This is a genomic window from Neisseria blantyrii, from assembly GCF_962747855.1.
GTDB classification, from domain to species: Bacteria; Pseudomonadota; Gammaproteobacteria; order Burkholderiales; family Neisseriaceae; genus Neisseria; species Neisseria viridiae.
Genome location: NZ_CAUIZY010000001.1, coordinates 215,953 through 240,335, shown reverse-complemented (window position 1 = coordinate 240,335; position 24,383 = coordinate 215,953). Strand labels below are relative to the sequence as shown.

24 protein-coding genes are annotated in these 24,383 nt (G+C 52.1%); 12 read left to right on the top strand and 12 right to left on the bottom strand.

Annotation, left to right across the window (positions count from 1 at the left end; all coding sequences use genetic code 11):
- Positions 1-4: 4 nt before the first annotated feature.
- The 7 genes from Q9J80_RS01310 to dcd all read left to right on the top strand — a co-directional run bounded on the left by Q9J80_RS01310 (position 5) and on the right by dcd (position 6,817).
- Positions 5-1,102: a restriction endonuclease subunit S gene (locus Q9J80_RS01310; protein ID WP_301673750.1), complete on the top strand. Its 1,098-nt coding sequence runs from the start codon at positions 5-7 to the stop codon at positions 1,100-1,102.
- Between the two features lie 135 nt (positions 1,103-1,237).
- Positions 1,238-2,533 carry a histidine--tRNA ligase gene (gene hisS, locus Q9J80_RS01305; protein WP_301673627.1) on the top strand — a complete coding sequence of 432 codons (1,296 nt, stop codon included), beginning with the start codon at positions 1,238-1,240 and terminating at the stop codon, positions 2,531-2,533.
- Entirely contained in the window at positions 2,534-3,163 is a 630-nt protein-coding gene (locus Q9J80_RS01300; protein WP_301673626.1) for a YfgM family protein, read from the top strand.
- 156 nt (positions 3,164-3,319) lie between these two features.
- A complete protein-coding gene (der, locus tag Q9J80_RS01295) occupies positions 3,320-4,777 on the top strand; it encodes a ribosome biogenesis GTPase Der (RefSeq protein WP_301673625.1) in 1,458 nt (485 codons plus the stop codon).
- A 30-nt stretch (positions 4,778-4,807) separates the two neighbouring features.
- On the top strand, positions 4,808-5,707 hold the full coding sequence (locus tag Q9J80_RS01290) for a recombination-associated protein RdgC (RefSeq protein WP_250314142.1): 900 nt from the start codon (positions 4,808-4,810) through the stop codon (positions 5,705-5,707).
- Between the two features lie 61 nt (positions 5,708-5,768).
- Positions 5,769-6,185, top strand: a complete 417-nt coding sequence (locus tag Q9J80_RS01285) for an MORN repeat-containing protein (RefSeq protein ID WP_301673624.1) — start codon at positions 5,769-5,771, stop codon at positions 6,183-6,185.
- Positions 6,186-6,250: 65 nt separating this feature from the next.
- Positions 6,251-6,817: a dCTP deaminase gene (dcd, locus tag Q9J80_RS01280; protein ID WP_061387521.1), complete on the top strand. Its 567-nt coding sequence runs from the start codon at positions 6,251-6,253 to the stop codon at positions 6,815-6,817.
- A 63-nt stretch (positions 6,818-6,880) separates the two neighbouring features.
- On the opposite strand, the gene Q9J80_RS01275 is transcribed toward dcd, so the two are convergent.
- A complete protein-coding gene (locus tag Q9J80_RS01275; protein WP_301673623.1) occupies positions 6,881-7,585 on the bottom strand; it encodes an SIMPL domain-containing protein in 705 nt (234 codons plus the stop codon).
- Between the two features lie 153 nt (positions 7,586-7,738).
- On the opposite strand from Q9J80_RS01275, the gene Q9J80_RS01270 reads away from it, so the two are divergent.
- Complete coding sequence (locus Q9J80_RS01270) at positions 7,739-8,692, top strand: PhoH family protein (protein WP_301673622.1); 954 nt, start codon at positions 7,739-7,741, stop codon at positions 8,690-8,692.
- A gap of 103 nt (positions 8,693-8,795) precedes the next feature.
- Here Q9J80_RS01270 and Q9J80_RS01265 read toward each other — a convergent pair whose 3' ends face one another.
- From Q9J80_RS01265 to yjgA, 5 genes are all read right to left on the bottom strand, one after another.
- Positions 8,796-9,119: a hypothetical protein gene (locus tag Q9J80_RS01265; protein ID WP_301670138.1), complete on the bottom strand. Its 324-nt coding sequence runs from the start codon at positions 9,117-9,119 to the stop codon at positions 8,796-8,798.
- Positions 9,120-9,291: 172 nt separating this feature from the next.
- Positions 9,292-10,653, bottom strand: coding sequence for a polynucleotide adenylyltransferase PcnB (locus tag Q9J80_RS01260; RefSeq protein ID WP_304671456.1), 1,362 nt, complete (start codon positions 10,651-10,653; stop codon positions 9,292-9,294).
- A gap of 300 nt (positions 10,654-10,953) precedes the next feature.
- Positions 10,954-12,654 carry a single-stranded-DNA-specific exonuclease RecJ gene (gene recJ / locus Q9J80_RS01255; RefSeq protein ID WP_304674136.1) on the bottom strand — a complete coding sequence of 567 codons (1,701 nt, stop codon included), beginning with the start codon at positions 12,652-12,654 and terminating at the stop codon, positions 10,954-10,956.
- Between the two features lie 68 nt (positions 12,655-12,722).
- Entirely contained in the window at positions 12,723-13,436 is a 714-nt protein-coding gene (locus Q9J80_RS01250) for a YidX family protein (protein WP_304674135.1), read from the bottom strand.
- 46 nt (positions 13,437-13,482) lie between these two features.
- Positions 13,483-13,995 (bottom strand): ribosome biogenesis factor YjgA, encoded by a 513-nt coding sequence (yjgA, locus tag Q9J80_RS01245; RefSeq protein WP_304674134.1) that lies wholly within the window; start codon positions 13,993-13,995, stop codon positions 13,483-13,485.
- 152 nt (positions 13,996-14,147) lie between these two features.
- Here yjgA and pmbA point away from each other — a divergent pair, with 152 nt between their 5' ends.
- Positions 14,148-15,479 (top strand): metalloprotease PmbA, encoded by a 1,332-nt coding sequence (gene pmbA, locus Q9J80_RS01240; RefSeq protein WP_304672643.1) that lies wholly within the window; start codon positions 14,148-14,150, stop codon positions 15,477-15,479.
- A gap of 326 nt (positions 15,480-15,805) precedes the next feature.
- Here pmbA and Q9J80_RS01235 read toward each other — a convergent pair whose 3' ends face one another.
- A complete protein-coding gene (locus Q9J80_RS01235) occupies positions 15,806-16,009 on the bottom strand; it encodes a cold-shock protein (protein WP_003682902.1) in 204 nt (67 codons plus the stop codon).
- Between the two features lie 249 nt (positions 16,010-16,258).
- Between Q9J80_RS01235 and clpS the strand changes: the two genes are divergently transcribed.
- Positions 16,259-16,561, top strand: coding sequence for an ATP-dependent Clp protease adapter ClpS (gene clpS, locus Q9J80_RS01230; RefSeq protein WP_301673618.1), 303 nt, complete (start codon positions 16,259-16,261; stop codon positions 16,559-16,561).
- Position 16,562: 1 nt separating this feature from the next.
- The gene (gene clpA, locus Q9J80_RS01225; RefSeq protein ID WP_301673617.1) at positions 16,563-18,854 is read left to right on the top strand and encodes an ATP-dependent Clp protease ATP-binding subunit ClpA; all 2,292 of its coding nucleotides are present in this window, start codon (positions 16,563-16,565) and stop codon (positions 18,852-18,854) included.
- Between the two features lie 71 nt (positions 18,855-18,925).
- Here the strand turns inward: clpA and rfaD are convergent, their stop codons facing one another.
- From rfaD to adk, 5 genes are all read right to left on the bottom strand, one after another.
- Positions 18,926-19,930: an ADP-glyceromanno-heptose 6-epimerase gene (rfaD, locus tag Q9J80_RS01220; protein ID WP_301673616.1), complete on the bottom strand. Its 1,005-nt coding sequence runs from the start codon at positions 19,928-19,930 to the stop codon at positions 18,926-18,928.
- 63 nt (positions 19,931-19,993) lie between these two features.
- The gene (hldA, locus tag Q9J80_RS01215; RefSeq protein ID WP_301673615.1) at positions 19,994-20,956 is read right to left on the bottom strand and encodes an ADP-heptose synthase; all 963 of its coding nucleotides are present in this window, start codon (positions 20,954-20,956) and stop codon (positions 19,994-19,996) included.
- Between the two features lie 104 nt (positions 20,957-21,060).
- Positions 21,061-21,453, bottom strand: a complete 393-nt coding sequence (locus Q9J80_RS01210) for a DUF2185 domain-containing protein (RefSeq protein WP_301673614.1) — start codon at positions 21,451-21,453, stop codon at positions 21,061-21,063.
- Between the two features lie 96 nt (positions 21,454-21,549).
- Positions 21,550-22,281 carry an orotidine-5'-phosphate decarboxylase gene (pyrF, locus tag Q9J80_RS01205; protein WP_301673613.1) on the bottom strand — a complete coding sequence of 244 codons (732 nt, stop codon included), beginning with the start codon at positions 22,279-22,281 and terminating at the stop codon, positions 21,550-21,552.
- 366 nt (positions 22,282-22,647) lie between these two features.
- A complete protein-coding gene (gene adk, locus Q9J80_RS01200; RefSeq protein WP_019272635.1) occupies positions 22,648-23,295 on the bottom strand; it encodes an adenylate kinase in 648 nt (215 codons plus the stop codon).
- A 214-nt stretch (positions 23,296-23,509) separates the two neighbouring features.
- On the opposite strand from adk, the gene htpX reads away from it, so the two are divergent.
- Positions 23,510-24,349: a protease HtpX gene (gene htpX, locus Q9J80_RS01195; RefSeq protein ID WP_301673612.1), complete on the top strand. Its 840-nt coding sequence runs from the start codon at positions 23,510-23,512 to the stop codon at positions 24,347-24,349.
- Positions 24,350-24,383 lie beyond the last annotated feature (34 nt).

Genomic DNA, 24,383 nt, shown 5'->3' with positions numbered 1-24,383 from the left:
CGAGATGTTGGAATCGGTTGAGTGGGGGGAATTTTTGATTGGGGATTTGTTTGAAATCAATCCGACAAAATATTATCGGCTGAGTAATGAAGAAATTATTTCGGCAAATGGTACTGTACCTTTGGTTTCAAATTCTTCCGTGGATAACGGAGTAATGGGGTTTTCCAAGCTGCCGGCAAATAATAAAGGCAATACGATAACTTGTTCCGATACAACGATTGGTGCGGATACAATGTTTTATCAAGAGAAGGCCTTTATCGGTTATTCGCATATTCAACATTTTGTCCCCAAGCCTAAAATAACAAGATTCAACAGGGCGATTGCACATATAATCATCACGGCAAGCAGAATTGCTACAGCCAAAAAATACGATTATGGAGCGAAATTCAACAGAAAGGAGATGCGTTCAACAAAAATTCATCTCCCCGTCAAAAACGGTCAAATAAACCTTGACTTTATGGAAAATTTCGTAGCCGAGCTGGAAGCTCGGCGTACCGCCGAGCTGGAAGCCTACCTTTCAGCCGCAGGGCTGAAAGACTACACGCTGACGACGGAAGAAGAGCGGACATTGGCGGACTTTGGGCAACAGCAGTGGGGAAGGTTCAATCTGCACGATTTGTTCGGAAAAGCCACACGCGGCAAACGCTTAAAAAGTGATGACAGGGTTTCAGGCAGCCTGCCGTTTGTTACCGCTGGCGAAGCCGATACGGGCATTTCCGCCTTTATCGGTAATCCGGTTCACCGTTTCAAAGCCAATACAGTTACGATTGATATGTTCGGTTCGGCAAAATACCGTAATTACGAATATGGCGCAGACGACCATGTAGCAGTCGTGCATACCGATGAATTGGAAAAAATGGCGGTGTTGTTCATTACTTCCGCCATCCATAAGGCGGCATATACGGGAGAGTTCCACTATGGACGGAATTTCTACGCCAAAGATGCAGATAATCTGATGATTAATTTACCTGTAAAAGACGGAGGACCTGACTACGCTTATATGCAAACCCTGATTTCCGCCGTGCAAAAACAAGTCATCAAAGATGTGGTGCGTTACGCCGATGAAAAAATCGCCGCCACCAAAACGGTAACGGCAAGGTAAACCCGTTTAAAATTGAAGGCCGTCTGAATGCGAAAACCGATTTTCAGACGGCCTTTTGATTTGTTCCCAACCTCACAAACCCTTAAAAATCCGCTATAATCGCCCGCATTTGATTTCAGCACCCCCCTTTTTGAAATGGCACAAAAAATCCAATCCGTCAAAGGTATGAACGACCTTCTGCCTGTCGGGCAAAAAGATTTCAAACTGACGGCTGCGTTTTGGCAGGCGTTTGAAGATACGGTAAACCGTTGGACGCGCGCTTACGGTTATCAGCAAATCCGTACGCCGATTGTCGAGCAAACCGGTTTGTTTGTCCGCTCCATCGGCGAGGAAACCGACGTGGTCGGCAAGGAAATGTACACCTTTTCCGATTCAAACGATTCTTTGAGTTTAAGCCTGCGTCCTGAAGGTACGGCGTCTTGTCTGCGTGCGGTGGTCGAACACAACCTTCTGTACAACAGCCCGCAAAAGCTGTGGTATATGGGGCCGATGTTCCGCCGCGAGCGTCCGCAAAAAGGCCGTTATCGTCAGTTCCATCAGGTCGGCATCGAGGCTTTGGGTTTTGAAGGGCCGGATATTGATGCGGAAATCATCGCGATGTCTGCCGACTTGTGGGAAAAATTGGGTATTCGCGAATACCTGACTTTAGAAATCAACAGCTTGGGCAACCGTGAGGAACGCGCGGCACACCGTGCGGCATTGGTTGAATATCTGACCCGTTATGAAGATAAATTGGATGAAGACAGCAAACGCCGTCTGAAAACCAATCCTTTGCGCGTTTTAGATACGAAAAACCCTGATTTGCAGGAAATCTGCAACGCCGCGCCGCGTTTGGTGGATTACTTGGGCGAGGCTTCGCAAAACCACTATGCACGCTTCAAGGCGATGTTGGACGGTTTGGGTATCCAATATATTGAAAATCCGCGCTTGGTACGCGGTTTGGATTACTACAATCAGACGGTTTTTGAGTGGACGACCGACAAACTCGGCGCGCAGGCGACTGTGTGCGGCGGCGGCCGTTACGATGGTTTGATTGAGGAACTTGGCGGCAAACCTGCGCCGTCTATCGGCTTTGCGATGGGTATCGAGCGGCTGCTGCTTTTGGTAAGCGAATACGGCTCGCTGGAAATGAACGCCGCGCCTGATGTCTATGCAATGCACCAAGGCGAAGGTGCGGACTTGCAGGTGATGAAATACGCGCAAGCCTTACGCGCTCAAGGTTTCAATGTAATGCAGCATTCCGGCTATCAGAGCCTGAAAGCACAAATGAAAAAAGCCGACAACAGCGGCGCGCGCTTTGCCCTGATTGTCGCGCAAGACGAACTGGCGAACGGTACGGTTACGCTCAAAGACATGAACGGCGCACACGGTCAACAAACCGTCGCCGCCGAGGATTTAACCCCTACTTTACAACAATGGAAGAACGCATAAATGGCAGCCCATCTCGAAGAACAACAAGAGTTAGACAACTTCAAATATTTTTGGAAAACCACGGGCAAATGGCTGTTTGCCCTGCTGATTTTGGCGGCACTCGGCTACTTGGGATACACGGTTTACCAAAACCGTAAAGTTTCCCAAAATCAAGAAGCCGCTGCTATATTGGCTGAAATTGTGGAAAAGGCGCAAAACAAGGCCCCGCAAAACGAAATCAATGCCGAATTGGCCAAACTCCAACAAAGCTACCCCCAGTCTATTTCCGCGGCACAGGCCACACTGATGGCGGCGGCAACCGAATTTGACGCACACCGTTACGATGTTGCCGAAGGCCATTTGAAATGGGTGTTGTCCAACCAAAAAGACAGCCTGATTCAAGCGTTGGCGGCGCAGCGTCTGGGCGTTGTGTTGTTGCAACAAAAAAAATACGATGCCGCCCTTGCCGCACTCGATACGCCGGTAGACGCAGCCTTTACCCCGCTGCTGATGGAAACCAAAGGCGATGTCTATGCCGCACAGGGAAAAAGCCAGGAAGCCTTAAAAAACTACGGACAGGCTTTGGAAAAAATGCCTCAAGATTCTGTCGGTCGCGAATTGGTTCAAATGAAACTCGATTCACTGAAATAAATGCCGTCTGAAATGCCGTCCATTATTTATCAGACGGCATTTTACCCTCCCTCTTTATGGCCTCTTGCCGTGAAGGACCTATTTACCGTGTTCCAACGAACACCTGCTCGTGTTCAGGCTCCTCCAAGCCTGCACTTGACACAGAAAGACTCAATCATGAAACCAACCATCGCGCTTGTCGGCCGTCCCAATGTCGGCAAATCTACTTTATTCAACCGTTTGACGCGCACCAAAGACGCGCTCGTACATGACTTGCCAGGCCTGACCCGAGACCGCCATTACGGTCATGGCAAAGTCGGCAGCAAACCTTATTTGGTCATCGATACCGGCGGTTTTGAGCCGGTTGTGGACAGCGGCATTTTGCACGAAATGGCAAAACAAACCTTGCAGGCTGTTGATGAAGCCGATGCAGTTGTGTTTTTGGTGGACGGCCGCACCGGTTTGACGCCGCAAGATAAAATCATTGCCGACCGTTTGCGCCAAAGCCCGCGTCCTGTTTATTTGGCCGTGAATAAAGGCGAGGGCGGCAATAGGGCCGTGCTTGCCGCCGAGTTCTACGAACTTGCTTTGGGCGACCCTTATGTTATTTCAGGTGCGCACGGCGATGGCGTGTATTACCTGATTGAAGAAATTTTAGAAAAATTTCCTGAGCCTGAAAAAGAAGAGGAAGAGGCGAAACATCCCGTTTTTGCCGTTATCGGCCGTCCGAACGTCGGCAAATCTACGCTGGTAAACGCTATCCTCGGCGAAGAGCGCGTGATTGCCTTCGATATGGCAGGCACTACGCGCGACAGTATCCACATCGATTTTGAACGTGAAGGCAAACCGTTTACCATCATCGATACCGCAGGTGTGCGCCGTCGTGGCAAAGTGGATGAGGCGGTGGAAAAGTTCTCCGTTATCAAAGCGATGCAGGCGGTTGAGGCGGCAAACGTTGCCGTCTTGGTATTGGACGCGCAACAAGACATCGCCGACCAAGATGCGACGATTGCAGGTTTCGCTTTGGAAGCAGGCCGTGCCTTGGTAGTTGCCGTCAACAAATGGGACGGCATCAGCGAAGAGCGGCGCGAGCAAGTGAAGCGCGACATTTCCCGCAAACTGTATTTCCTTGATTTTGCTAAGTTTCACTTTATTTCCGCGTTGAAAGAGCGCGGTATAGACGGTTTGTTTGAAAGCATTCAAGCTGCCTATAATGCAGCGATGATTAAGATGCCGACGCCGAAAATCACGCGCGTCCTGCAAAGCGCGATCGAGCGTCAGCAACCGCCACGTGCAGGCTTGGTGCGTCCGAAAATGCGCTATGCCCACCAAGGCGGTATGAACCCACCCGTAATTGTGGTACACGGCAATTCGCTGCACGCGATTTCCGACAGCTATACGCGCTATCTGACCCAGACCTTCCGCAAAGCCTTCAATCTGCAAGGTACGCCGCTCAGAATTCAATACAATGTTTCGGAAAACCCGTATGAAAATGCAGAAGACAAACCGAAGAAAAAACCGCTGCGCCGCGTCAGCCTGAGCAACCGTATTGAGAAACGCGAAGGCCGCAAGGAAGAGAAAAACCGTTTTAAAAAGAAAACCAAAGTCAGCGTGAAAAAACAATTCAGCAAATAATTCCCGACATTTCAAACAACAGGAAACATTATGTGGTTCAAGCAGATTAGTTTTTATCCGCTCAACAAAGAAAAGCTGCCTGAGGCGGACGTACTTGCCGACAAACTTGCTGAAGCTGAATTTACCCATTGCCAAGGCTTAGACTGGTTCAGCGAAGGCTTTACCGCGCCGGTTTCTTTTTCGCCCGAACTCGTTTTCCCTGCCGACTTTACCTTGCGCGTCGCCCTGAAAAAAGAGGAAAAAGTCCTGCCTGCCGGCGTCATCCGCGATATTTTGGAAGAGAAGGTAGCGGAAATCCAAAACAATGAAGCCCGCAATGTCGGCCGCAAAGAAAAACAAGAACTTAAAGAGCAAATTACAGATGACCTGCTACCCCGGGCGTTTACCCGCAGCAGCCGTACAGAAGCGGTGTTTAACACCCGCCACGGCTACCTGCTCGTCAATAACGCGGCTTCCGCCAAAGCAGAAAACATCCTGACCAAGCTGCGCGAAGCCTTGGGCGGTTTGGAAGCCTCACTGCCGAATACCAAGCAATCGCCCTCTTCCCTGATGACCGGCTGGCTGTTGCAAGGACATTGCGAAGGCGGTTTTGAATTAGACAGCGATTGCGAACTCAAAGGTACGGGCGATATTGTTCCCATCGTCAAAGTATCCAAACAAGATTTAACCGCCGACGAAGTGGTTCAACACGTCAAAAACGGTAAGACCGTAACCCAGCTCGGTTTGGTTTGGCGTGAACAAATCGCCTTTATCCTCACTCAAGACTTCACACTCAAGCGCATCCAATACCTCGACGTATTGCAGGAAGAAGCCGAAAGCAACGGCGACGATGCCGCCAGTCTTGCCTTCGCCTCGCAAATCCTGATGGCGGAATCCGTCAGCACCATGTTGGAAGAGCTGGTTTCCTATTTGGGCGGCTGGCAAGATTGATTTTTCAGACGGCTTTTACACGACAAAATACCGTTAACCAAAATCCAATGGAATAACCCTTATGCTTAAACATCTCGCATTCCTACTGCCCGCCATGATGTTCGCCCTCCCCGCCGCGTCCGCCGTCCTGACTTCCTATCAAGAGCCGGGCTGCACCTACGACGGCGATGTCGGCAAAGACGGTAAACCCGTCGGCAAAGGCACATGGCGCTGCCAAGACGGGCGCAACTATACCGGTTCGTTTAAAAACGGCAAGTTCGACGGACAAGGCGTTTATACCGTTGCCGCCAACCGCGAAATATTTATCGAACCGTTCAATTCCGACAGTACCAAATTCCGCAACATGATACTCTCGGGCACATTCAAAAAAGGCTTGGCACACGGCAGGTTCACCGTCTCGCAAAACGGCGAAACCCTCTTCATTATGAAATGCGAAAACGGCATGATTAAAGAAGTGAAACTGCCCAAAAACAAATAAGCCCCGTTTTCAGACGGCATCCCCGAATGCTTTGTCCGAACATCAAAAGAAACAAGGAAAACATTATGAGCATCAAGTCCGACAAATGGATACGCCGCATGAGCGAAGAATTCGGCATGATCGATCCCTTCGAGCCGAACCAAATCAAAGAAGCCGACGGCAAACGCATCATCTCCTACGGCACGTCCAGCTACGGCTACGACATCCGCTGCGCAAACGAATTTAAAATCTTCACCAACATCAACAGCACCATCGTCGATCCCAAAAACTTCGATCCCAAAAACTTCGTTACCGTCGAAGATAACTGCTGCATCATCCCGCCCAATTCCTTCGCACTGGCGCGCACGGTCGAATATTTCCGCATCCCGCGCAACGTCCTGACCGTATGCTTGGGCAAATCCACCTACGCCCGCTGCGGCATTATCGTCAACGTTACCCCGTTCGAACCGGAATGGGAAGGCTACGTTACCCTCGAGTTTTCCAACACCACCCCACTGCCCGCCAAAATCTACGCCGGCGAAGGCGTAGCGCAAGTCCTCTTCTTCGAGAGCGACGAAGTGTGCGAAACTTCATACAAAGACCGCAACGGCAAATACATGGGACAAACCGGCGTAACCCTGCCCAAAGCCTAAAATATAAATGCCGTCTGAACCGTATCATCCGGTTTCAGACGGCATCTACCTGTTTATCCGTGGTTAGAACTGAACCGTTCCATTGACACTGATGCTGATTTCCTCCACACCAGGTGCAACGGAATCCGTACCCTCCACGCCGTAACTTGCCGCCATCGGCATGGCACGAAGCATTTTTGCCTGAGCAGCTCCCCCACCCGCGATATGGCTGCCGATGTGTCCCAAATTTAATTTGACGATTTTATAACCGGACGTACCCAATATGCCCGACAACTTGTCGGCACGCGCCTTGAAACGCAAAATAGCATCTTTACTGACCTGATCGATGACCTCGTTTCGGCGTTCGCGCGACACATGGAAATCCGTATATTCCAATGCGGCATCTGCCTGAACATCGGCAATAAAACGGTTTAACTCATCAAAATCCCTACCTTCGACCTTAAATTCCGCACGCTCCTCCCAACCTGTTTGAATGCGTCTGCCGTTGGTATATTGATAGCGCGGCATCGCACTGCGCGATACCAATTCGGTTTTAAAGCTACCATTTTTTGATTTTCTGGTGAAATTGTTGAATTTTTTAACAAACTCGGCATTGACGGCATTTTTGTCCCGTCCTTCCGCCGTCACTTGGAAACGCGCGGACATTGTATCCTGAACCGCCTCGATACCCGCCGATTCGGAAAATTCGACAATATTGTAATTCAATGCCTCAGCCGCCGCCGGAAAAGATACCGCCAGCAGGGAAGCCGCCAAAATAGAACGCAACATATCCGTATCCTTACTTGAAAAACCGCCAATCTAGCACATCGGCGCGCCAAATTGCATTAGCGCTGGGCAATTATTTCAAACCGCGTTTTCTCCTGCCGCCAGCAAGGCAAAATAGATTAAAATCACACAATATCCAACCATTCGGATGAACATATGACACATACCGTCCACCTGCACTTGGAAGAAACCGACAACTTGGCATTGCAACGCCTGTGCGGTTCTTTCGACAGCAACCTCGATTCGCTCGCCAAAACACTCGGCATCAGCATCAGCCGCCGTTTTCAACATTTCACCTTCAACGGCGCATTTGCACACGCCGGAAAACGCGCACTGCTCAAACTTCTAGAAACGGCGCAAACACGCGATTTGGGCGACAACGATATCAGGCTTGCCGCCGTCGAAGCCCAAACCGAAGATGCCGGGCATCAGGAAAAAAACCTTGACCACGCCTATTATTTCCGTACGAAGCGAGGCAGCATAGGCGGCAGAACGCCACGGCAGAACGGCTACATCCGCGCCCTGCTCAACCACGATATCGTATTCGGGCTGGGGCCCGCAGGTACGGGCAAAACCTATCTTGCCGTCGCCGCCGCCGTCGATGCGATGGAAAAACACCAAGTCGAACGCATCATTTTAGTTCGCCCCGCCGTCGAAGCCGGTGAGAAACTGGGCTTCCTGCCCGGAGACCTGACCCAAAAAGTCGACCCCTACCTCCGTCCGCTTTATGACGCGCTTTACGACCTGATGGGTTTCGACCGCGTCAGCAAACTGATTGAAAAAGGCCTGATCGAAATCGCCCCGCTCGCCTATATGCGCGGCAGGACGCTCAACGGCGCATACATCATCCTCGACGAGGCACAAAATACCACGCCCGAACAAATGAAAATGTTCCTGACCCGCATCGGCTTCGGCGCGAAAGCCGTCATTACCGGCGACACCAGCCAGATTGACCTGCCCAAAAACATCAAATCAGGATTGAAAGACGCGCGTGAGAAACTGCACGGCGTGGAAGGGCTGTATTTCCATACCTTTACCGGCGAAGACGTTGTCCGGCATCCTCTGGTGCAAAAAATCGTCGAAGCCTACGAATCGGCAGAACACGACTGACACTCCAATGCCGTCTGAAACCCGATGCACGGAAAATCAGGCAGAAAAAACGGATACGGAAGCCAAGCTCCGTATCCGTTTCTTTATCCGTCCAACCGATACATCAATCGAATTTTCTGCATCGGATTGCCTCATCTCCGCAAAACATTGCCGAAGTTTCGCGGTTGCACGCCTGACGCACTTTCTGCCGCGCCACGCCTTCATTCCGATCGCTTGCCTCAAACGTCTTTTGAAAAGGCGTAACGCTGCATACATACATGGTGGGATTTGAACCGAAAAAATCGATTTTGACGGTATTGCCGCCGCTTTCCAATACGGCGACACGGTGTTCCAACTGCGCCAGACGTGCTTCCAAATCGCTGATTCTGTCGGCAAATGCAGGCATGGCGGCACACGCGGTCAAAATGCCCAAAATACATTTTTTCATCAATTTTTCCTTGTTGCTTGAACCCTGCCCACCCGGACATCCTTTTTCCGGGCGGCAGGGTCAGACTTTATTTGCGGAGATAAAGTCCCTTACAAATCAGTGCAATACATGGAACGGTACTTTATGCTTCATCCCATGTGTTGAAACTTCATTGTTCCTTGTCTGTTGACCCTTATTCCCAATCCGTTCCCACAACCTTCGGCTTGGGTTTGCGCCTGCGACGGCGGCGTTTTTTCGCCTGTCCTTCGTTTTTTTCGTGTCGGGCGGCGGCTTCGTTTTTGGTCATCTCCGACCGCTGTTCCGCCGATGCCGTCTGAAACGCCGTCCACCACTCGGCAAGTGCGCGGTCCGCATTGCCGGTTTCGGCGCGCAAGAGCAGGAAATCATAGGCGGCACGGAAACGCGCCTGTGCAAACAGTTTGTGCGGACGTGCGCCTTTGCGGTTTTCAAACTGCGGCTGGAACATCCAAATTTCGCGCATCGTGGCGGAAAAGCGTTGCGGCACGCCCCAACCGCGTTCGACGGTTTCGCGCATCGTATTGATTGCATCGGACAGGGCGGGCGCGGGTTTCAAACCCTGTTGCAGATTGCTTTTCCAATGGCGGGCCAACTCGGGCCACATTAACGCCGCCAACACAAAGCCGACCGAAACCGATTTGTCGGCACGCAGCCGCTCATCGGTATTTTTCAGGGCAAGCACCGTCATTTTTCCGGCGATGCCGTCTGAAACGAGCAAGGCATTGAGCAGCGGATGGATGTCGTCCGGTATGTCAAATCCGTTCAAACGTTTCAGACACTCGCGCGCGTGCCCTGAAAACAGCAGTTTCATCATTTCGTCGAACAGCCTTGCCACAGGTTCGTGCTTCAGACGGCATATCGATTCGTCAATCGGTGCGGCGGTTTCTTCCGACAGTTCAAATCCCAATTTGCCCGACAGGCGGATGGCGCGCAAAATCCTGACAGGGTCTTCCTGATAGCGTTCGGCGGCATCGCCAATCATAACCAGCCTGCGGGAGGCAACATCGGCAATCCCGTTGTGGAAATCCAAAATCTCTTCTTTTTCAGGATCGTAATACAAGGCATTGCAGGTAAAATCGCGCCGCATCGCATCTTCTTCGATGCTGCCGTAGGTGTTGTCCTTCATGATTCTGCCACGCGCGTTCTGCTGAACCTTCGCACCGCCGCGAAACGTCGTTACTTCGATAATCTCCGCACCGTTCATCACGTGGACGATTTGAAAACGCCTGCCGATGATGCGGCTGCGGCGGAAGAGTTTGTGCACCTGTTCGGGCGTGGCATCGGTTGCGACATCGAAATCCTTGGGTTCGATGCCGAGCAGCAGGTCCCTGACCGCGCCGCCGACCACATAAGCCTGAAACCCCGCCCCTTTCAGGCGGCGTATGACGTTTTCGGCGGCAAAGCTCAACATTTCGGCACGGATGTTGTGTCTTTCGGCGGGAATGACCGTTTTACTTTCCGCTTTTTTACTGCTCCGACCGGAAGGCAGCATCTTATTCAACCATTTTTTCAGCATAAGTATTCTGACCCGAAGAGCGGCATCTCCACGGGCAACCGTGTTCAGACGGCATCAGGCGGTACGATTCCGCAAGATGCCGTAACCATAAACAAAAGGCGTAGAAACTACGCCGTCCGAATCACGCCGCCCTCGCGGCGGCAACGCGCCATTATAACAGATTGCCCTTTAAAAAAATCAGACCCTGCTTTTGTGGCGGAGTCTGACATTTGATTCACCTTTTCCGATTGGGAACATTCCCGTCGTACAAACAGGCAAATGAAGGAACAGAAATCATATTCAAACGGCGTTCCGCCACCTCTACGCCGCTTCCCAGTAATCGATATACAGCTGCAATTCGAGATTGTTGCGCCATTCGTTGGCAACGGGGCGGTACACCGTGCGGATGTATTCGGGGATGTCTTCGCTGCAACGCCAGAACATCGCTTCAAATTCGCAGCCGTCTTTTTGCAGCCACGCTTTTTTGTGTTTGCCTTCCGCGCCCAAAGGCTGCTGGCGGACGACGTGGAACTCGTCGGTAAAACTCGGCGGCGCGAAGCCTTGTCCCCAAACGTGGCGGGCGAGGTTTTGCGCCTGTTCCAGCGTAATATCGCGTGCAGGCAGGCTGCCGTCGGTGATGAAGGTTTGCGACAAATCGTCTTCGCACACCATCTCGCGCACGGCTTCTTCAAAGGCCGTCTGAAACGCGGGGATATTGTGTTCGAGTATGCTCAAACCCGCCGCCATCGCGTGTCCGCCGAATTTCAAAATCAAATCAGGATGGCGTTTGGACACCAAGTCCAAAGCATCGCGCAGGTGCAGATTGGGAATGGAGCGTCCCGAACCGCGCACTTCGCCGTTGTCGGCAGGCGCAAACACGATGGTCGGACGATAAAAACGGTCTTTGAGGCGGCTGGCAACGATGCCGACCACGCCTTGATGGAAGTCGTCGCGATACGCCACCAAAGTCGTCTGACCCGGAGGGAGGGTTTCGGGAAAGGCGTTCAGCGCGTCTTGCAGCATAGACTGCTCAATTTCGCGGCGTTCGATATTGAGGTTGTTCAACTGAGCCGCCAGTTCCTGCGCTTCGGCATCATCTCGTGCCAACAGGCAGGCAATGCCGACCGACATATCGTCCAGCCGTCCGGCCGCATTGATGCGCGGCCCCAACGCAAAGCCCATATCAAACGGCTGAGCCTTGCGCCAATCCCGTCGCGCCACTTCAAACAAGGCGCGGATACCCGGGCGCATTTTGCCCGAACGCATCCGTTTCAAACCTTGCGACACGAGGATACGGTTGTTGTGGTCGAGGGGGACGACATCGGCGACCGTGCCGAGTGCGACCAAATCCAAAAGGTTGCCCAAATTCGGCTCTTTGATGCCGTCTGAAAAATAATTGCGGCGGCGCAGTTCGGCACGCAACGCCGTCAACACATAAAAAATCACGCCCACGCCCGCCAGGCTTTTGCTTTGGAAACCGCAGCCTTTTTGGTTCGGATTGACGATGATGCAGTCTGGCACGGTCTCGGCAGGCAGATGGTGGTCGGTTACAATCACATCCAAACCCAATTCCTGCGCACGCGCCACGCCTGCGATGCTGGCAATGCCGTTATCGACCGTAATCAGCAAATCCACGCCTTGCGCGGCGGCGATTTCGGCCAGCTCGGGCGTTAAACCGTAGCCGTGTTCAAAGCGGTTGGGCACGAGGAAATCTACTTTCGCGCCCATCGCCGCCAAACCGTCCAAACCGACGGCACACGCTGTCGCACCGTCGGCATCATAGTCGGCGACAATCAGAATTTTTTCCTGACGCCCAACCGCATCCGCCAAACGGCAGGCGGCGGCTTCGCAATTCGTCAGCGATTGATAAGGCAGGAGGGAAGCGAGTTTGTCGTCCAATTCGGCAGGACTTTGCACACCGCGCGAGGCACAAAGCCGTGCGATTAAAGGATCGGCACCGGCGGCGAGCAAATGATTAAAAACGTCGGTATTGACGGATCGGGTTTGGATTTTGGCTGACATAGCGTGTAACTTTACAGTGCGGATGTGTTTGAAATGCCGTCTGAAGGCTTTTCAGACGGCATTGCTGCTCATTTTCCGGCGGCATCCATGAGCGCGCCCAAAGCCGCCGCAGGCAAAACCAGCACCGCGCCCACCGCATCCAGTATCAACGTGGTGGGCGTATATGCAATATTTTCAAACAACTTGGATTTGTCGGTATGTTTTTCCGTAACCGTGTAATAAATATCGGCAGGCACACTTTGCTCAAAATGATAATCGGCGTTCAGTTCTTGCGGTGTGGCGTAGTATTTGCCTTTGGCGGAGACGCAGCGCGTGTAAATGGTTCGATTGTCGAGTTCGACCGCTTCAAACTCAAGCTGTTTCAGCTTGGCGATGTCGGCAGGTCTGTCGGTATCGTAGCGCAGGCAAAGGCCGTCGGTACTGAAATTCTGGCTGGCGGGCGATTCGAGTTTGACCGGCAGGGCTTGGTAGGCAAAGCGCGGGTTGGGCTCAACCATTTGAAACTGCTTGTCCAACCCGGCCTTCAAAATGCCCGTCAGCTTCGCCGAATCTTCAGGATTGACGACGAACCAGTATTTCCCGCCCATCATCACCAGGCTGCCCTTTTCCAATTGGGCATTGTCTTTGGCAACCACACCGAAGGCGCGGATTTGGTCTTTGTCAACATGTTTGCGGGCGGTCGTTTCGCTGAACGGGCTGTTCATACCCCACATCATTACCGTACAGCCGTTAAGCATCAAGGTTGCCGCCAAAACGGCGGCGGTCGTTTTACGGAACAACATTTTATCCTCCAATCAGAATGACGGCGGATGCCGTCTGAAAATATGCCTAAGCCTCCCCTGTTCCGCCTTGGATTTCCATAACGGTTTTCAATTCCTGAAACAGGGCGCGGAAATTTTTCGGCGGTTTGTTTTGTTCCTGCTCTTTTTTGGTATTGCGGATGAGTGTCCTCAGCTTGCCCGCGTCCGCATGCGAAAAATCCGATATAAACTGCGTCAACGCTCCGTCATCTGCCAACAGCCGTACGCGCGCCTGTTCCACACGTTGCAAAAAGGCATTGTGCGCCACATCGTCGCCGCGCAGCTTGGCAAGAAACGACTCGATGGGCGCGGGATCGGTATCGCGCATCAGGCGGCCGATAAATTGCGCCTGCCGCTTGAGCGCGCCGTTGGACGTAATCTTTTTGTAGGCGGTTACCGCCTCGTACAAATCCGTGTCCAAACCGATTTTTTTCAGCGTATCGTTTGAGAGCTTGGTCAACGCCATGCCCAAATCCTGCAAATCGTTCATCTGCTTTTTCATTTGGGTTTTGCTGACCCATTCATCTTCTTGTTCAAACATCTTGGTTCTCAAATTTTATCCGATAGGCGCATTTTAACAGAATGATTCCGCGTTCAGACGGCATTTTTCCCCATATGCCTGTTAACCGGTACTTTTGCCCCTGTCGGCCGAAACGGTTAAAATGCCGCAACGCTCCACCAAGAAAGATTTCTATGCTGTTCAACCACACCGCTTCCGAACTCCTCGACCTCTGCCGCCGCACGCTCGACTTGGCAAAAGCGACGGGCGCAACCGCCGCCGAAGCCGATTTCAGCGAATCATTGGGACAAAGCGTCAGCGTGCGGCTGGGCGAAATCGAACAAATCGAGTTCCAGCAGGACAAGTCGCTGGACATTACCGTTTACGTCGGCAAACGCAAAGGCCGCGCCAGCACTGCCGACTTCTCCGAAAAAGCCCTGCAAGACACCGTCAAAGCCGCCATCGACATCGCCCGCTACACCGCCGAAGACGATTGTGCAGGTTTGGCAGACGCGTCCCTTATGGCGCAACACGTCGGCGACCTCGACCGTTACCACGAATGGGATTTAAGCACGGAAGCCGCCGTCGAGTTGGCAAAACAATGCGAACAAGCCGCCCTGAACGAGGATGAGCGCATCGAAAACTCCGAAGGGGCGGCGGTACAAACCGGACATTACCAATACGTTTACGGCAACACCCACGGTTTTGCCGCACACCAGCAAGGCACACGCCACAGCATTTCATGCAGCGTCGTTGCCGCCGACGAAAACGGCATGCAGCGCGACTACTGGTACGATTCCTCCTGCCGCCATCAAGACATGGACAGCCCGGAGCAAATCGGTCAAACCGCCGCCGAACGTACCTTACGTCGTTTGAACAGCCGCAGCATTCCGACCGGAAGCTACCCCGTCCTATTCGATGCGACCGTTTCGGGAGGTCTGATCGGACACCTCGTCGGCGCACTGTCCGGCGGCTCGCTCTACCGCCAAAGCAGCTTCCTGATCGACAGCATAGGCAAACAGGTTCTGCCCGATTTCCTCAGTCTGCGCGAAGAGCCGCATATTCCCCGCGCCTTCGGCAGTACCTATTTCGATTCCGAAGGTGTCGCCACGCGGCCGCGTTTCGTTATCCGCGACGGCATCGTCGAAGGCTATTTCCTCAGCAGTTACAGCGCAAGGAAACTCGGTATGCAGACCACAGGCAACGCCGGCGGCGCGCACAACCTGTATTTGAACCATACGCACGAAACGCAATCAGACCTGCTGAAAGAAATGGGCACGGGATTGTTGGTAACCGAACTCATGGGACAAGGCGTAAACGCCATTACCGGCGACTACTCGCGCGGTGCAGCGGGTTTTTGGGTGGAAAACGGCATCATTGCCTACCCCGTCCATGAAATCACCGTTGCCGGCCGCCTTCAGGATATGTACCACAACATCGTCGGCGTGTCCGATGATGCCTTACGCCGTTCGTCCAACCAAATCGGTTCTATCCTGATAGGAAGCATGACGGTTGCCGGCAACTGAAACCCCCAACCGGATACCGTCTGAAAACAAAGGGCCGAACCTGCTGCGGTTCAGCCCTTTTTTAATACATCCTTTCTTTTAGATTTCCGCAAAAATCCCAGACAAACAATCTGCACATTTTTTAATCATATAGGATTTTTCCTTATTCCTCAGCATACTATCAAACATATCCACAACAGGATTCACACAGGCTAAGGATAAAGCAGATAAAAAGATACCCGTTCTTTTCAGACGGCATTCCCCCTGTTTCTGCAAACGGCAAAACAAAACGGCAGGACATCGTCTGTCCTGCCGTTTCACATATACGGTTTCCCGTACACTCGGGATTAAGCAGCCTGAATGTTAGCAGCTTGTTTGCCTTTAGGGCCGGTGGTTACGTCGAAAGATACGCGTTGACCTTCTTTCAGGGTTTTGAAACCATCCATGTTGATCGCTGAGAAGTGAGCGAACAAATCTTCGCCGCCTTCGTCAGGAGTGATGAAACCAAAACCTTTAGCGTCGTTAAACCATTTTACGATACCGGTTGCCATTAGAAACTTCCTATACTTAAAAATTAACAAAATCAGCAAAATAAGGCATACAGCAAACTTAAACGTTCAGCGTTTCTCCCCAGCTTTATATACTTGGTCGAGTGCCGGCTTCTGCTTAACCGTCTTTTTACATTTGTTAAGCCGAAACGTCAAGCTATGTTTCCAAAAAAGTGAGAAAATAAGCGGAAAGACCGAAAATACAACAGAAATGCCGTCTGAAAACGGCTTCTTCCCGATAGAAAACAACTTATGACGACACACTGCCAATCTGATACGCTTTTAAGCGACCTTAACACCCTGCCGCCAAAACGTTACGGCGTTTTCCTATTGAACGACGATTACACCACGATGGAATTTGTCGTTGAAATCCTGACCGAAATCTTTATGCTCGGACAAGAACAGGCGGTAGCGGTAATGCTCTTGGTTCATCACGAAGGCAAAGGCCTGTGCGGCACTTACACGCGCGATATTGCCCAAACCAAACAACGGCAGGTCATGCAGCGGGCAAAAGCCGAAGGGCATCCGCTGCAATGTATTATCGAGGAGATTTGATATGCTTGCACCCGAATTGGAACAGATTTTGCAGCAGCTTTACCGCGAGGCGCGTAAGGCTCATTATGAATTTATCAGCCTCGAGCATCTGCTTTTGGTACTCATCGAAGAAGATGCCGCCGTCCCCAACGTCCTCAAACTCTGCGGTGCGGATTTAAAAGTGGTGTCCGAACAACTCGCCGCCAGCGTTGCCGAAAACACCCCCCTGATTCCCGACCACCTTTTAGACACGGTCGAAACCCAGCCCACGCTCGGCTTCCAACGCGTCATCCAACGGGCGATGGTGCATACCCAATCGGCAGGCAAAGGCTTGGTCGAGCCTTTGGACGTTTTGGTCGCGCTGATGAGCGAAACTGACAGCCACGCCGTCTATTTCCTCAAGCTGCAATCGGTTACGCGTTTTGAAGTTTTGCGCTGTATTGCCCACGGCTCTCCCGATGAAGATGAAGACGATGGCAACTATTCTTCAGACGGCATGGACGACGATAATGAGAACCGCACCAAACCGAGCAAAAACCCTTTATCGGAGTACACCGTCAACCTCAACGCCGAAGTCAAAGCCGGCCGTATCGACCCTTTGATTGGTCGCAAACACGAAATGGAACGGCTGGTGCAAATCCTGTGCCGCCGCCGCAAAAACAATCCGCTTTTGGTCGGCGAAGCAGGCGTGGGCAAAACCGCGCTGGCGGAAGGTTTGGCACATCAAATCGTCAATGGCGACATTCCCGACACGCTCAAAGAGGCCGAAGTGTACGCGCTGGATATGGGTTCGCTTTTGGCGGGCACGAAATACCGCGGCGACTTTGAAGCGCGGGTCAAATCCGTCTTGAAACAGCTCGAAAAAATCCCACACGCCATTTTGTTTATCGACGAAATCCACACCATCATCGGCGCAGGCAGCACCAGCGGCGGCACGATGGACGCATCTAACCTGCTCAAACCCGCATTGGCGAAAGGTTCATTGCGCTGTATCGGCGCAACCACTTACGATGAATACCGCACCATTTTCGACAAAGACCACGCCCTAAGCCGCCGCTTCCAAAAAATCGACGTGGTCGAACCCACCGTCGCCGAAACCGTTCAAATCCTGCGCGGCTTGAAACCGATGTTCGAAGGTTTCCACCAAGTCCGCTACACGCAAGGCGCACTCGAAGCCGCCGCCGAACTCTCCGCCCGCTACATCAACGAGCGTTTCCTGCCCGACAAAGCCATCGACGTGATGGACGAAGCAGGCGCGGCACAACGGATTTTGCCCAAATCCAAACAGAAAAAAGTCATCGGCAAAGCGCAAATCGAAACCGTCATCGCCAAAGTTGCACGGATTCCCGAAAAAACCGTGTCGCACGACGACAAACAAGTGCTGCAATTCCTCGGCCGTGATTTGAAAAACATGGTTTACGGTCAGGAAAACGCCATCGACGCGCTGGTTGCCGCCGTCAAAATGTCGCGCTCCGGCCTCGCCCTGCCCGACAAACCCATAGGCAGCTTCCTCTTCTCCGGCCCGACCGGCGTCGGCAAAACCGAAGTCGCCAAACAGCTTGCCTACTCGATGGGCGTACCGCTGCAACGCTTCGACATGTCCGAATACATGGAGCCCCACGCCGTATCGCGCCTTATCGGTGCGCCGCCGGGCTACGTCGGCTTCGACCAGGGCGGCCTTTTGACCGAAGCCGCCAACAAACATCCGCACTGCGTATTGCTCTTGGATGAAATCGAAAAAGCCCATCCCGACATTTTCAACGTCCTCCTGCAAGTCATGGACGCAGGCAAACTGACCGACAACAACGGCAAGAGCGCGGATTTCCGCAATGTTATCCTGATTATGACCACCAACGCAGGCGCGGAAAGCCTCAGCCGTCCCAGCCTCGGCTTTACCGCCAAGCGCGAACGCGGCGACGAAATGCAGGCAATCAACAAACTCTTCACGCCCGAATTCCGCAACCGCTTGGACGCGATTATCCCGTTTGCGCCCTTGTCCGAACCCGTCATCGCCAAAGTCGTGGACAAATTCCTGCTCCAGCTCGAACACCAGCTTCTCGACAAAAAAGTCGAAGCCGAATTCATGCCCGCATTGCGCAAATATCTGGCGGAAAAAGGTTTCGACCCACAAATGGGCGCACGCCCGATGCACCGCCTGATTCAGGAAAAAATCCGCAAACCACTCGCCGACGAACTCCTGTTCGGCAAACTCGCCGACGGCGGCTTCGTGCGGATAGACTGGGATGCGGCAAAAGAAGAAGCCGTGTTGAAGTTTAAGAAAAGCAAGGTCAAACCTAAAGCAGAAACTGTTTAACCACCTGAAAAATAAAAGGCCGTCTGAAATTTCAGACGGCATTTTCTTTCAAACAAAATTACCAATCGTGTTTAAGCCAAATTTTCCAGCATCCATTTGACGTAGCGGTCGACGCCTGCTTTGACATCGAAAAATTCTTCCTTATATCCGGCTTCGCGCAATTTGGTGATGTCGGCTTGGGTGAAGCTTTGGTATTTGCCTTTGAGCGCGTCGGGAAATGGGATGTAGCGGATAAGTTCTTCTTCTACCAGCTCTTTTAAGCTCATTTCAGGTTTGCCTTCGGCGGCGCGGCAGGCGTTGACGGTGGCGGCGGCGAGTTCGTTAAACTGTTGGCTGCGGCCGGTGCCGAGGTTGTAGATGCCCGAGAGTTCGGGGTGGTCGAAGAAGTAGAGGTTAACTTTGGCAACGTCTTCGACGCTGACGAAGTCGCGGGTTTGCTCGCCGTTGCCGTAACCGTCGTTGCTGCCGAACAGGTTGACGTAACCGTGTTCGCGGTATTGGTGGAAATGGTGGAAGGCGACGGATGCCATGCGGCCTTTGTGTTGTTCGTGTTGTCCGTAAACGTTGAAGTAGCGGAAGCCGACGACTTGGGCGGTCAAGCCTTCTTCCATACGGCGGCGCAATACTTGGTCGAACAGGAATTTGGAGTAGCCGTACACATTAAGCGGTTTTTCGAGTTCGCGCTCTTCGCGGAAGATTTCGCCTTTGCCGTAAACCGCCGCACTGGAGGCATAAAGGAAGGGGATGCGTTCGTCCTGACACCAGTCCAGCAAATCCAGCGTGTACTGGTAGTTGTTTTCCATCATATACAAACCGTCGTGGTTCATCGTATCGGAACACGCGCCTTGATGGAAAACGGCTTCGATGTTTTGATAAGGTAAAATGTGTTCCCTCACTTGGCGGATGAATTCGTGTTTGTCGAGGTAGTGGGAGATTTCACACTCGGCAAGGTTTTTGAATTTTTCGCCTTTGCTCAAATTATCGACGGCGACGATGTCGGTAATGCCGCGCCGGTTGAGGGCTTTGACAATGTTGCTGCCGATAAAGCCGGCCGCGCCTGTTACGATGATGGTCATATTGGGTTTCCTTTGTTTTGAGGGTTTCAGACGGCATTGGATGGTCATGCCGTCTGAAAAGATTTATTGCCCGTCCAGTGCTTCAACCAACTCTGCAAACGAGCAAACCGCCGTACCAAGTTTCGCCACGACAACCCCAGCCGCAGTATTGGCAAGGTGCATGGCTTCAGGCATGGTATAACCAGCAGCCAAACCCAAGCCCACTCCGGCAATAACGGTGTCGCCTGCGCCGGACACGTCGTAAACTTCTTGGGCGCGGGTGGGCTGGTAAATCGGTTCGCCTTCACTGAACAAGGTCATGCCTTCTTCGCTTCGGGTCAGCAAAATCGCGGTCAAATCGAGGTGGCGGCGCAGGTTTTGCGCTTTTTCGGTCAACTCGCCTTCGTTTTTCCAACTGCCGACCACTTCTTTCAATTCGGCGCGGTTGGGCGTAATCAGCGTAGCACCGGCATATTTTTCGTAATCGTCGCCTTTGGGGTCGATTAATACGGTTTTGCCTTCGTGTTTCGCCCAATCAATCATATCGGAGATGTGCGACAGGCCACCTTTGCCATAGTCTGAAAAAATAATTGCGTCGTATTCGGGCAAGATTTCACGGTATTTCCGCTTGATTTGTTCCAATACTTCTCGGTTGGGATGTTCTTCAAAATCAAGGCGGATAAGCTGCTGGTTGCGGGCGACGACGCGCAGTTTGACGGTGGTGGCGATTTGTTTGTCGCGCATCAGATAGGAGGCGACGCCGTCCTGCACCATCAGCGCGTCGAGCGCGTTGGCGGCTTCGTCGTCGCCGGTTACCGACAACAGCCCTGCTTTGCCGCCCAGCGAAGCGATATTGCGCGCAACGTTCGCCGCACCGCCCGCGCGTTGGTCGATACGTCCGATTTTTGCTACCGGCACGGGGGCTTCGGGCGAAATTCGGGACACGTCGCCAAACCAATAGCGGTCGAGCATCACGTCGCCGACCACCAGGACTTTGGCTTGCGCGAAACGGGATTTGAGGGTTTCTTGTTGAAACTTGGCGGGCATTTTATGCACTCCAAAATAAGTTGTTTTTTGTGTGTGAAAACTTCACTGTATTCTCAGTAATTATCTGGCAAATTTACTGATTAATAATAAAATCCGGCTTTTTATTATTCTTCAAAATCGAAAGGAGACCAATCGGCAACAGGAGAAAAACAATCCTCTCCTTCTTTTTTCTCAAAAACGCTATCTATATCCGCCCAAAACAGCTCCCCAACATCTGCTTGATAATGAGTGAGCCGTGTCAAACTATGAAAGGAGAAGTTATCAGGGTTATTCGAGTATTCATCATCTTCTGTTCCAGAAAATACCCGCCATCCGCTATCAAATGGTAAATCCCCTTGATGTTCCCGATACATAAATTTAATAGGAAGCCCCTCTTCGACAATTTTATGCGACACGATTGCATACCATCCAACAGGGGTATCCTTTACAAGCAAATCATCTTCCGGAAATGCATCATAATCAAAAATATTGCTCACATCTGAACCACATTGAGACATCGGATAAATTCCTTTCTAAGCTGAAATTTTCCGGCTATTGATCTATCGTATCAAAGTAAGGCAGTTTTCTTTGAACAGCATCAAAATCGTTGATGCTTAAGTGTTTGCCACGCGGTTCACTTCGCGCAATACGGCGACCGGATCGGCGGCTTGGGTTACAGGGCGGCCCATTACCAAATAGGTTGAACCTGCCGCCAAGGCTTCGGCGGGTGTCATAATGCGGCGTTGGTCGTCATTATTGCCTGCAACGTCCAAGCGGATACCAGGCGTTACCAAGACAAAATCTTGTCCCAACTCGCAACGCAACGGTGCGGCTTCTTGAGCGGAACAGACCACGCCGTCCAAGCCTGAACTTTGCGCCAGTTTCGCCAAGCGGATGACTTGTTCTTCGGGAGCGATGTTCAAACCGATTTCGGCCAAGTCGTTTTGTTCCATGCTGGTCAACACGGTTACACCAATCAAAAGCGGCTTGGTGTGATATCCGGTAACGGCTTCTACGGCGGCTTCCATCATGCGGCGACCGCCCGATGCGTGCATATCGACCATCCAAACGCCCATATCGGCGGCAACTTTGCATGCCTGCGCAACGGTGTGGGGAATATCGTGGTATTTCAAATCGAGGAAAAGTTTGAAACCTTGATTGATTAAGCTTTCTGCCAAATTGCGGCCGGTTGCGGTAAACAGCTCTTTGCCGATTTTGATTTGACACAATGTCGGGTCAAGATTACGGACAAATCCGAGCGTGTCTTTTTCGTTGGCAAAATCAAGGGCGACGATAACGGGAGTGCGGTGTTGCTGGGTTTGGAAGTCGGTAATTAAAGGATTCATGGTGTTTTCGTTTCAGTTTTCAGACGACCTTTATCGTCTTTTCGCAGTACAACGTAAATTTAAACCGTAGGTCGGGCATGACGTCCGACCTACGCGGACTCAAGCCCCCGACAAACTGTTTCGGATGAATTTGAACCGGTACATCAGCCGTCATTCCCGCGCAGGCGGGAATCCATTGATAAAACTCAGTTCATCAGATTTAAACAGCGATTGCCCAAATTCAGAAATGGATTCCCGCCTGCGCAGGAATGACGCCGAATGATTATTTTCCGGTTGCAACACGCTGTTTATCAAAAACAGGTCGTCTGAAACCTGATTTCCTGTTTTCAGAGTGCGAAGCCTGCCCGTGGGTACGACCTTTTCGATTTATTTGCCCAAGCCTTTCAATACTTCGGCTTTCACGGCTTCTACTGCTTGGGTACCGTCAACTTTGATGTATTTCGGCGCGTGTTCGCCTTCCAGCTTGCTGTAAAAATCGACCAGCACTTCGGTTTGCTCGTGGTACACGGCAAGGCGTTTTTTCACGGTTTCTTCTTTATCGTCGTCGCGCTGAATCAAATCTTCGCCGGTTACGTCGTCTTTGCCTTCGACTTTGGGCGGATTGTAGGTAACGTGGTAAGTACGGCCGGAAGCCAAATGCACGCGGCGGCCGCTCATGCGGTCGACAATCACGCTGTCGGGTACGTCGATTTCAACAACCGCGTCCAAATCCACGCCTGCTTCAACCATCGCTTCGGCTTGTGCCAATGTGCGTGGGAAACCGTCAAACAGGAAACCGTTTTTGCAGTCGTCTTGGGCAATGCGTTCTTTCACCATGCCGATGATGATGTCGTCGCGTACCAAACCGCCTTCATCGATGATTTTTTTCGCTTCCAAACCCAGCGGGGTGCCTGCTTTAATGGCCGCGCGGAGCATGTCGCCGGTAGAGATTTGCGGAATGCCGAACGCGGCGGTAATGAATTGCGCCTGAGTGCCTTTGCCCGCTCCCGGCGCGCCTAAAAGTAATGCTTTCATGAAGTTATCCTTTTAAATGTGTTTATTGGAATCAAACAGATAATTTACGATTCTACACGGCTTGGCACAATAGTTCAAAAACCAACTGCACAAACTGCCATTTGCAAGCAAATGTTTTGCATACCTTTGCCGAGTCTGATATTCACAAGCCGGCAACTTTTTGGGACAATCCCCAAAATTTCAAAACATCACACCCTACCAAAAAGGAACATCCGTGAAACGAATTTTTCTGTTTTTGGCTACCAATATCGCTGTTTTGGTCGTAATCAACATTGTTTTGGCGGTTCTGGGCATCAACAGCCGGGGCGGCACGGGCAGCCTGTTGGCGTATTCCGCCGTCGTCGGCTTCACTGGTTCGATTATTTCGCTGCTGATGTCCAAATTCATCGCCAAACAATCGGTCGGCGCGGAAGTCATCGACACGCCGCGCACCGAAGAAGAAGCCTGGCTTTTGAACACTGTCGAAGCCCAAGCGCGGCAATGGAACCTGAAAACGCCCGAAGTCGCCATCTACCACTCCCCCGAACCCAATGCCTTTGCCACAGGCGCATCGAGAAACAGCTCCCTGATCGCCGTCAGCATCGGTTTGCTCGACCATATGACGCGCGATGAGGTGGAAGCGGTTTTGGCGCACGAAATGGCGCACGTCGGAAACGGCGACATGGTTACGCTGACGCTGATTCAAGGCGTGGTCAATACCTTTGTCGTGTTCCTGTCGCGCATTATTGCCAACCTGATTGCCCGAAACAACGACGGCAGCCAGTCGCAGGGGACTTACTTCCTCGTCAGCACCGTATTTCAAATCCTGTTCGGCTTCCTTGCCAGCCTGATTGTCATGTGGTTCAGCCGCCAGCGCGAATACCGCGCCGACGCAGGCGCGGCAAAACTGGTCGGCGCGCCGAAAATGATTTCCGCCCTGCAAAGGCTCAAAGGCAACCCGGTTGATTTGCCCGAAGAAATGAACGCAATGGGCATCGCCGGAGATACGCGCGACTCCCTGCTCAGCACCCACCCTTCACTGGACAACCGAATCGCCCGCCTCAAATCGCTCTGAGCCGATTTGAAACAACAAAAAAACCGTACGCATA

What these genes read in the sequence shown, in the direction of transcription:
- Q9J80_RS01310 (WP_301673750.1), top strand. Translation starts at nt 5, where the DNA reads ATGTTGGAATCGGTTGAGTGGGGGGAATTTTTGATTGGGGATTTGTTT.
- hisS (WP_301673627.1), top strand. Translation starts at nt 1,238, where the DNA reads ATGGCACAAAAAATCCAATCCGTCAAAGGTATGAACGACCTTCTGCCT.
- Q9J80_RS01300 (WP_301673626.1), top strand. Translation starts at nt 2,534, where the DNA reads ATGGCAGCCCATCTCGAAGAACAACAAGAGTTAGACAACTTCAAATAT.
- der (WP_301673625.1), top strand. Translation starts at nt 3,320, where the DNA reads ATGAAACCAACCATCGCGCTTGTCGGCCGTCCCAATGTCGGCAAATCT.
- Q9J80_RS01290 (WP_250314142.1), top strand. Translation starts at nt 4,808, where the DNA reads ATGTGGTTCAAGCAGATTAGTTTTTATCCGCTCAACAAAGAAAAGCTG.
- Q9J80_RS01285 (WP_301673624.1), top strand. Translation starts at nt 5,769, where the DNA reads ATGCTTAAACATCTCGCATTCCTACTGCCCGCCATGATGTTCGCCCTC.
- dcd (WP_061387521.1), top strand. Translation starts at nt 6,251, where the DNA reads ATGAGCATCAAGTCCGACAAATGGATACGCCGCATGAGCGAAGAATTC.
- Q9J80_RS01275 (WP_301673623.1), bottom strand. Translation starts at nt 7,585, where the DNA reads ATGTTGCGTTCTATTTTGGCGGCTTCCCTGCTGGCGGTATCTTTTCCG.
- Q9J80_RS01270 (WP_301673622.1), top strand. Translation starts at nt 7,739, where the DNA reads ATGACACATACCGTCCACCTGCACTTGGAAGAAACCGACAACTTGGCA.
- Q9J80_RS01265 (WP_301670138.1), bottom strand. Translation starts at nt 9,119, where the DNA reads ATGAAAAAATGTATTTTGGGCATTTTGACCGCGTGTGCCGCCATGCCT.
- Q9J80_RS01260 (WP_304671456.1), bottom strand. Translation starts at nt 10,653, where the DNA reads ATGCTGAAAAAATGGTTGAATAAGATGCTGCCTTCCGGTCGGAGCAGT.
- recJ (WP_304674136.1), bottom strand. Translation starts at nt 12,654, where the DNA reads ATGTCAGCCAAAATCCAAACCCGATCCGTCAATACCGACGTTTTTAAT.
- Q9J80_RS01250 (WP_304674135.1), bottom strand. Translation starts at nt 13,436, where the DNA reads ATGTTGTTCCGTAAAACGACCGCCGCCGTTTTGGCGGCAACCTTGATG.
- yjgA (WP_304674134.1), bottom strand. Translation starts at nt 13,995, where the DNA reads ATGTTTGAACAAGAAGATGAATGGGTCAGCAAAACCCAAATGAAAAAG.
- pmbA (WP_304672643.1), top strand. Translation starts at nt 14,148, where the DNA reads ATGCTGTTCAACCACACCGCTTCCGAACTCCTCGACCTCTGCCGCCGC.
- Q9J80_RS01235 (WP_003682902.1), bottom strand. Translation starts at nt 16,009, where the DNA reads ATGGCAACCGGTATCGTAAAATGGTTTAACGACGCTAAAGGTTTTGGT.
- clpS (WP_301673618.1), top strand. Translation starts at nt 16,259, where the DNA reads ATGACGACACACTGCCAATCTGATACGCTTTTAAGCGACCTTAACACC.
- clpA (WP_301673617.1), top strand. Translation starts at nt 16,563, where the DNA reads ATGCTTGCACCCGAATTGGAACAGATTTTGCAGCAGCTTTACCGCGAG.
- rfaD (WP_301673616.1), bottom strand. Translation starts at nt 19,930, where the DNA reads ATGACCATCATCGTAACAGGCGCGGCCGGCTTTATCGGCAGCAACATT.
- hldA (WP_301673615.1), bottom strand. Translation starts at nt 20,956, where the DNA reads ATGCCCGCCAAGTTTCAACAAGAAACCCTCAAATCCCGTTTCGCGCAA.
- Q9J80_RS01210 (WP_301673614.1), bottom strand. Translation starts at nt 21,453, where the DNA reads ATGTCTCAATGTGGTTCAGATGTGAGCAATATTTTTGATTATGATGCA.
- pyrF (WP_301673613.1), bottom strand. Translation starts at nt 22,281, where the DNA reads ATGAATCCTTTAATTACCGACTTCCAAACCCAGCAACACCGCACTCCC.
- adk (WP_019272635.1), bottom strand. Translation starts at nt 23,295, where the DNA reads ATGAAAGCATTACTTTTAGGCGCGCCGGGAGCGGGCAAAGGCACTCAG.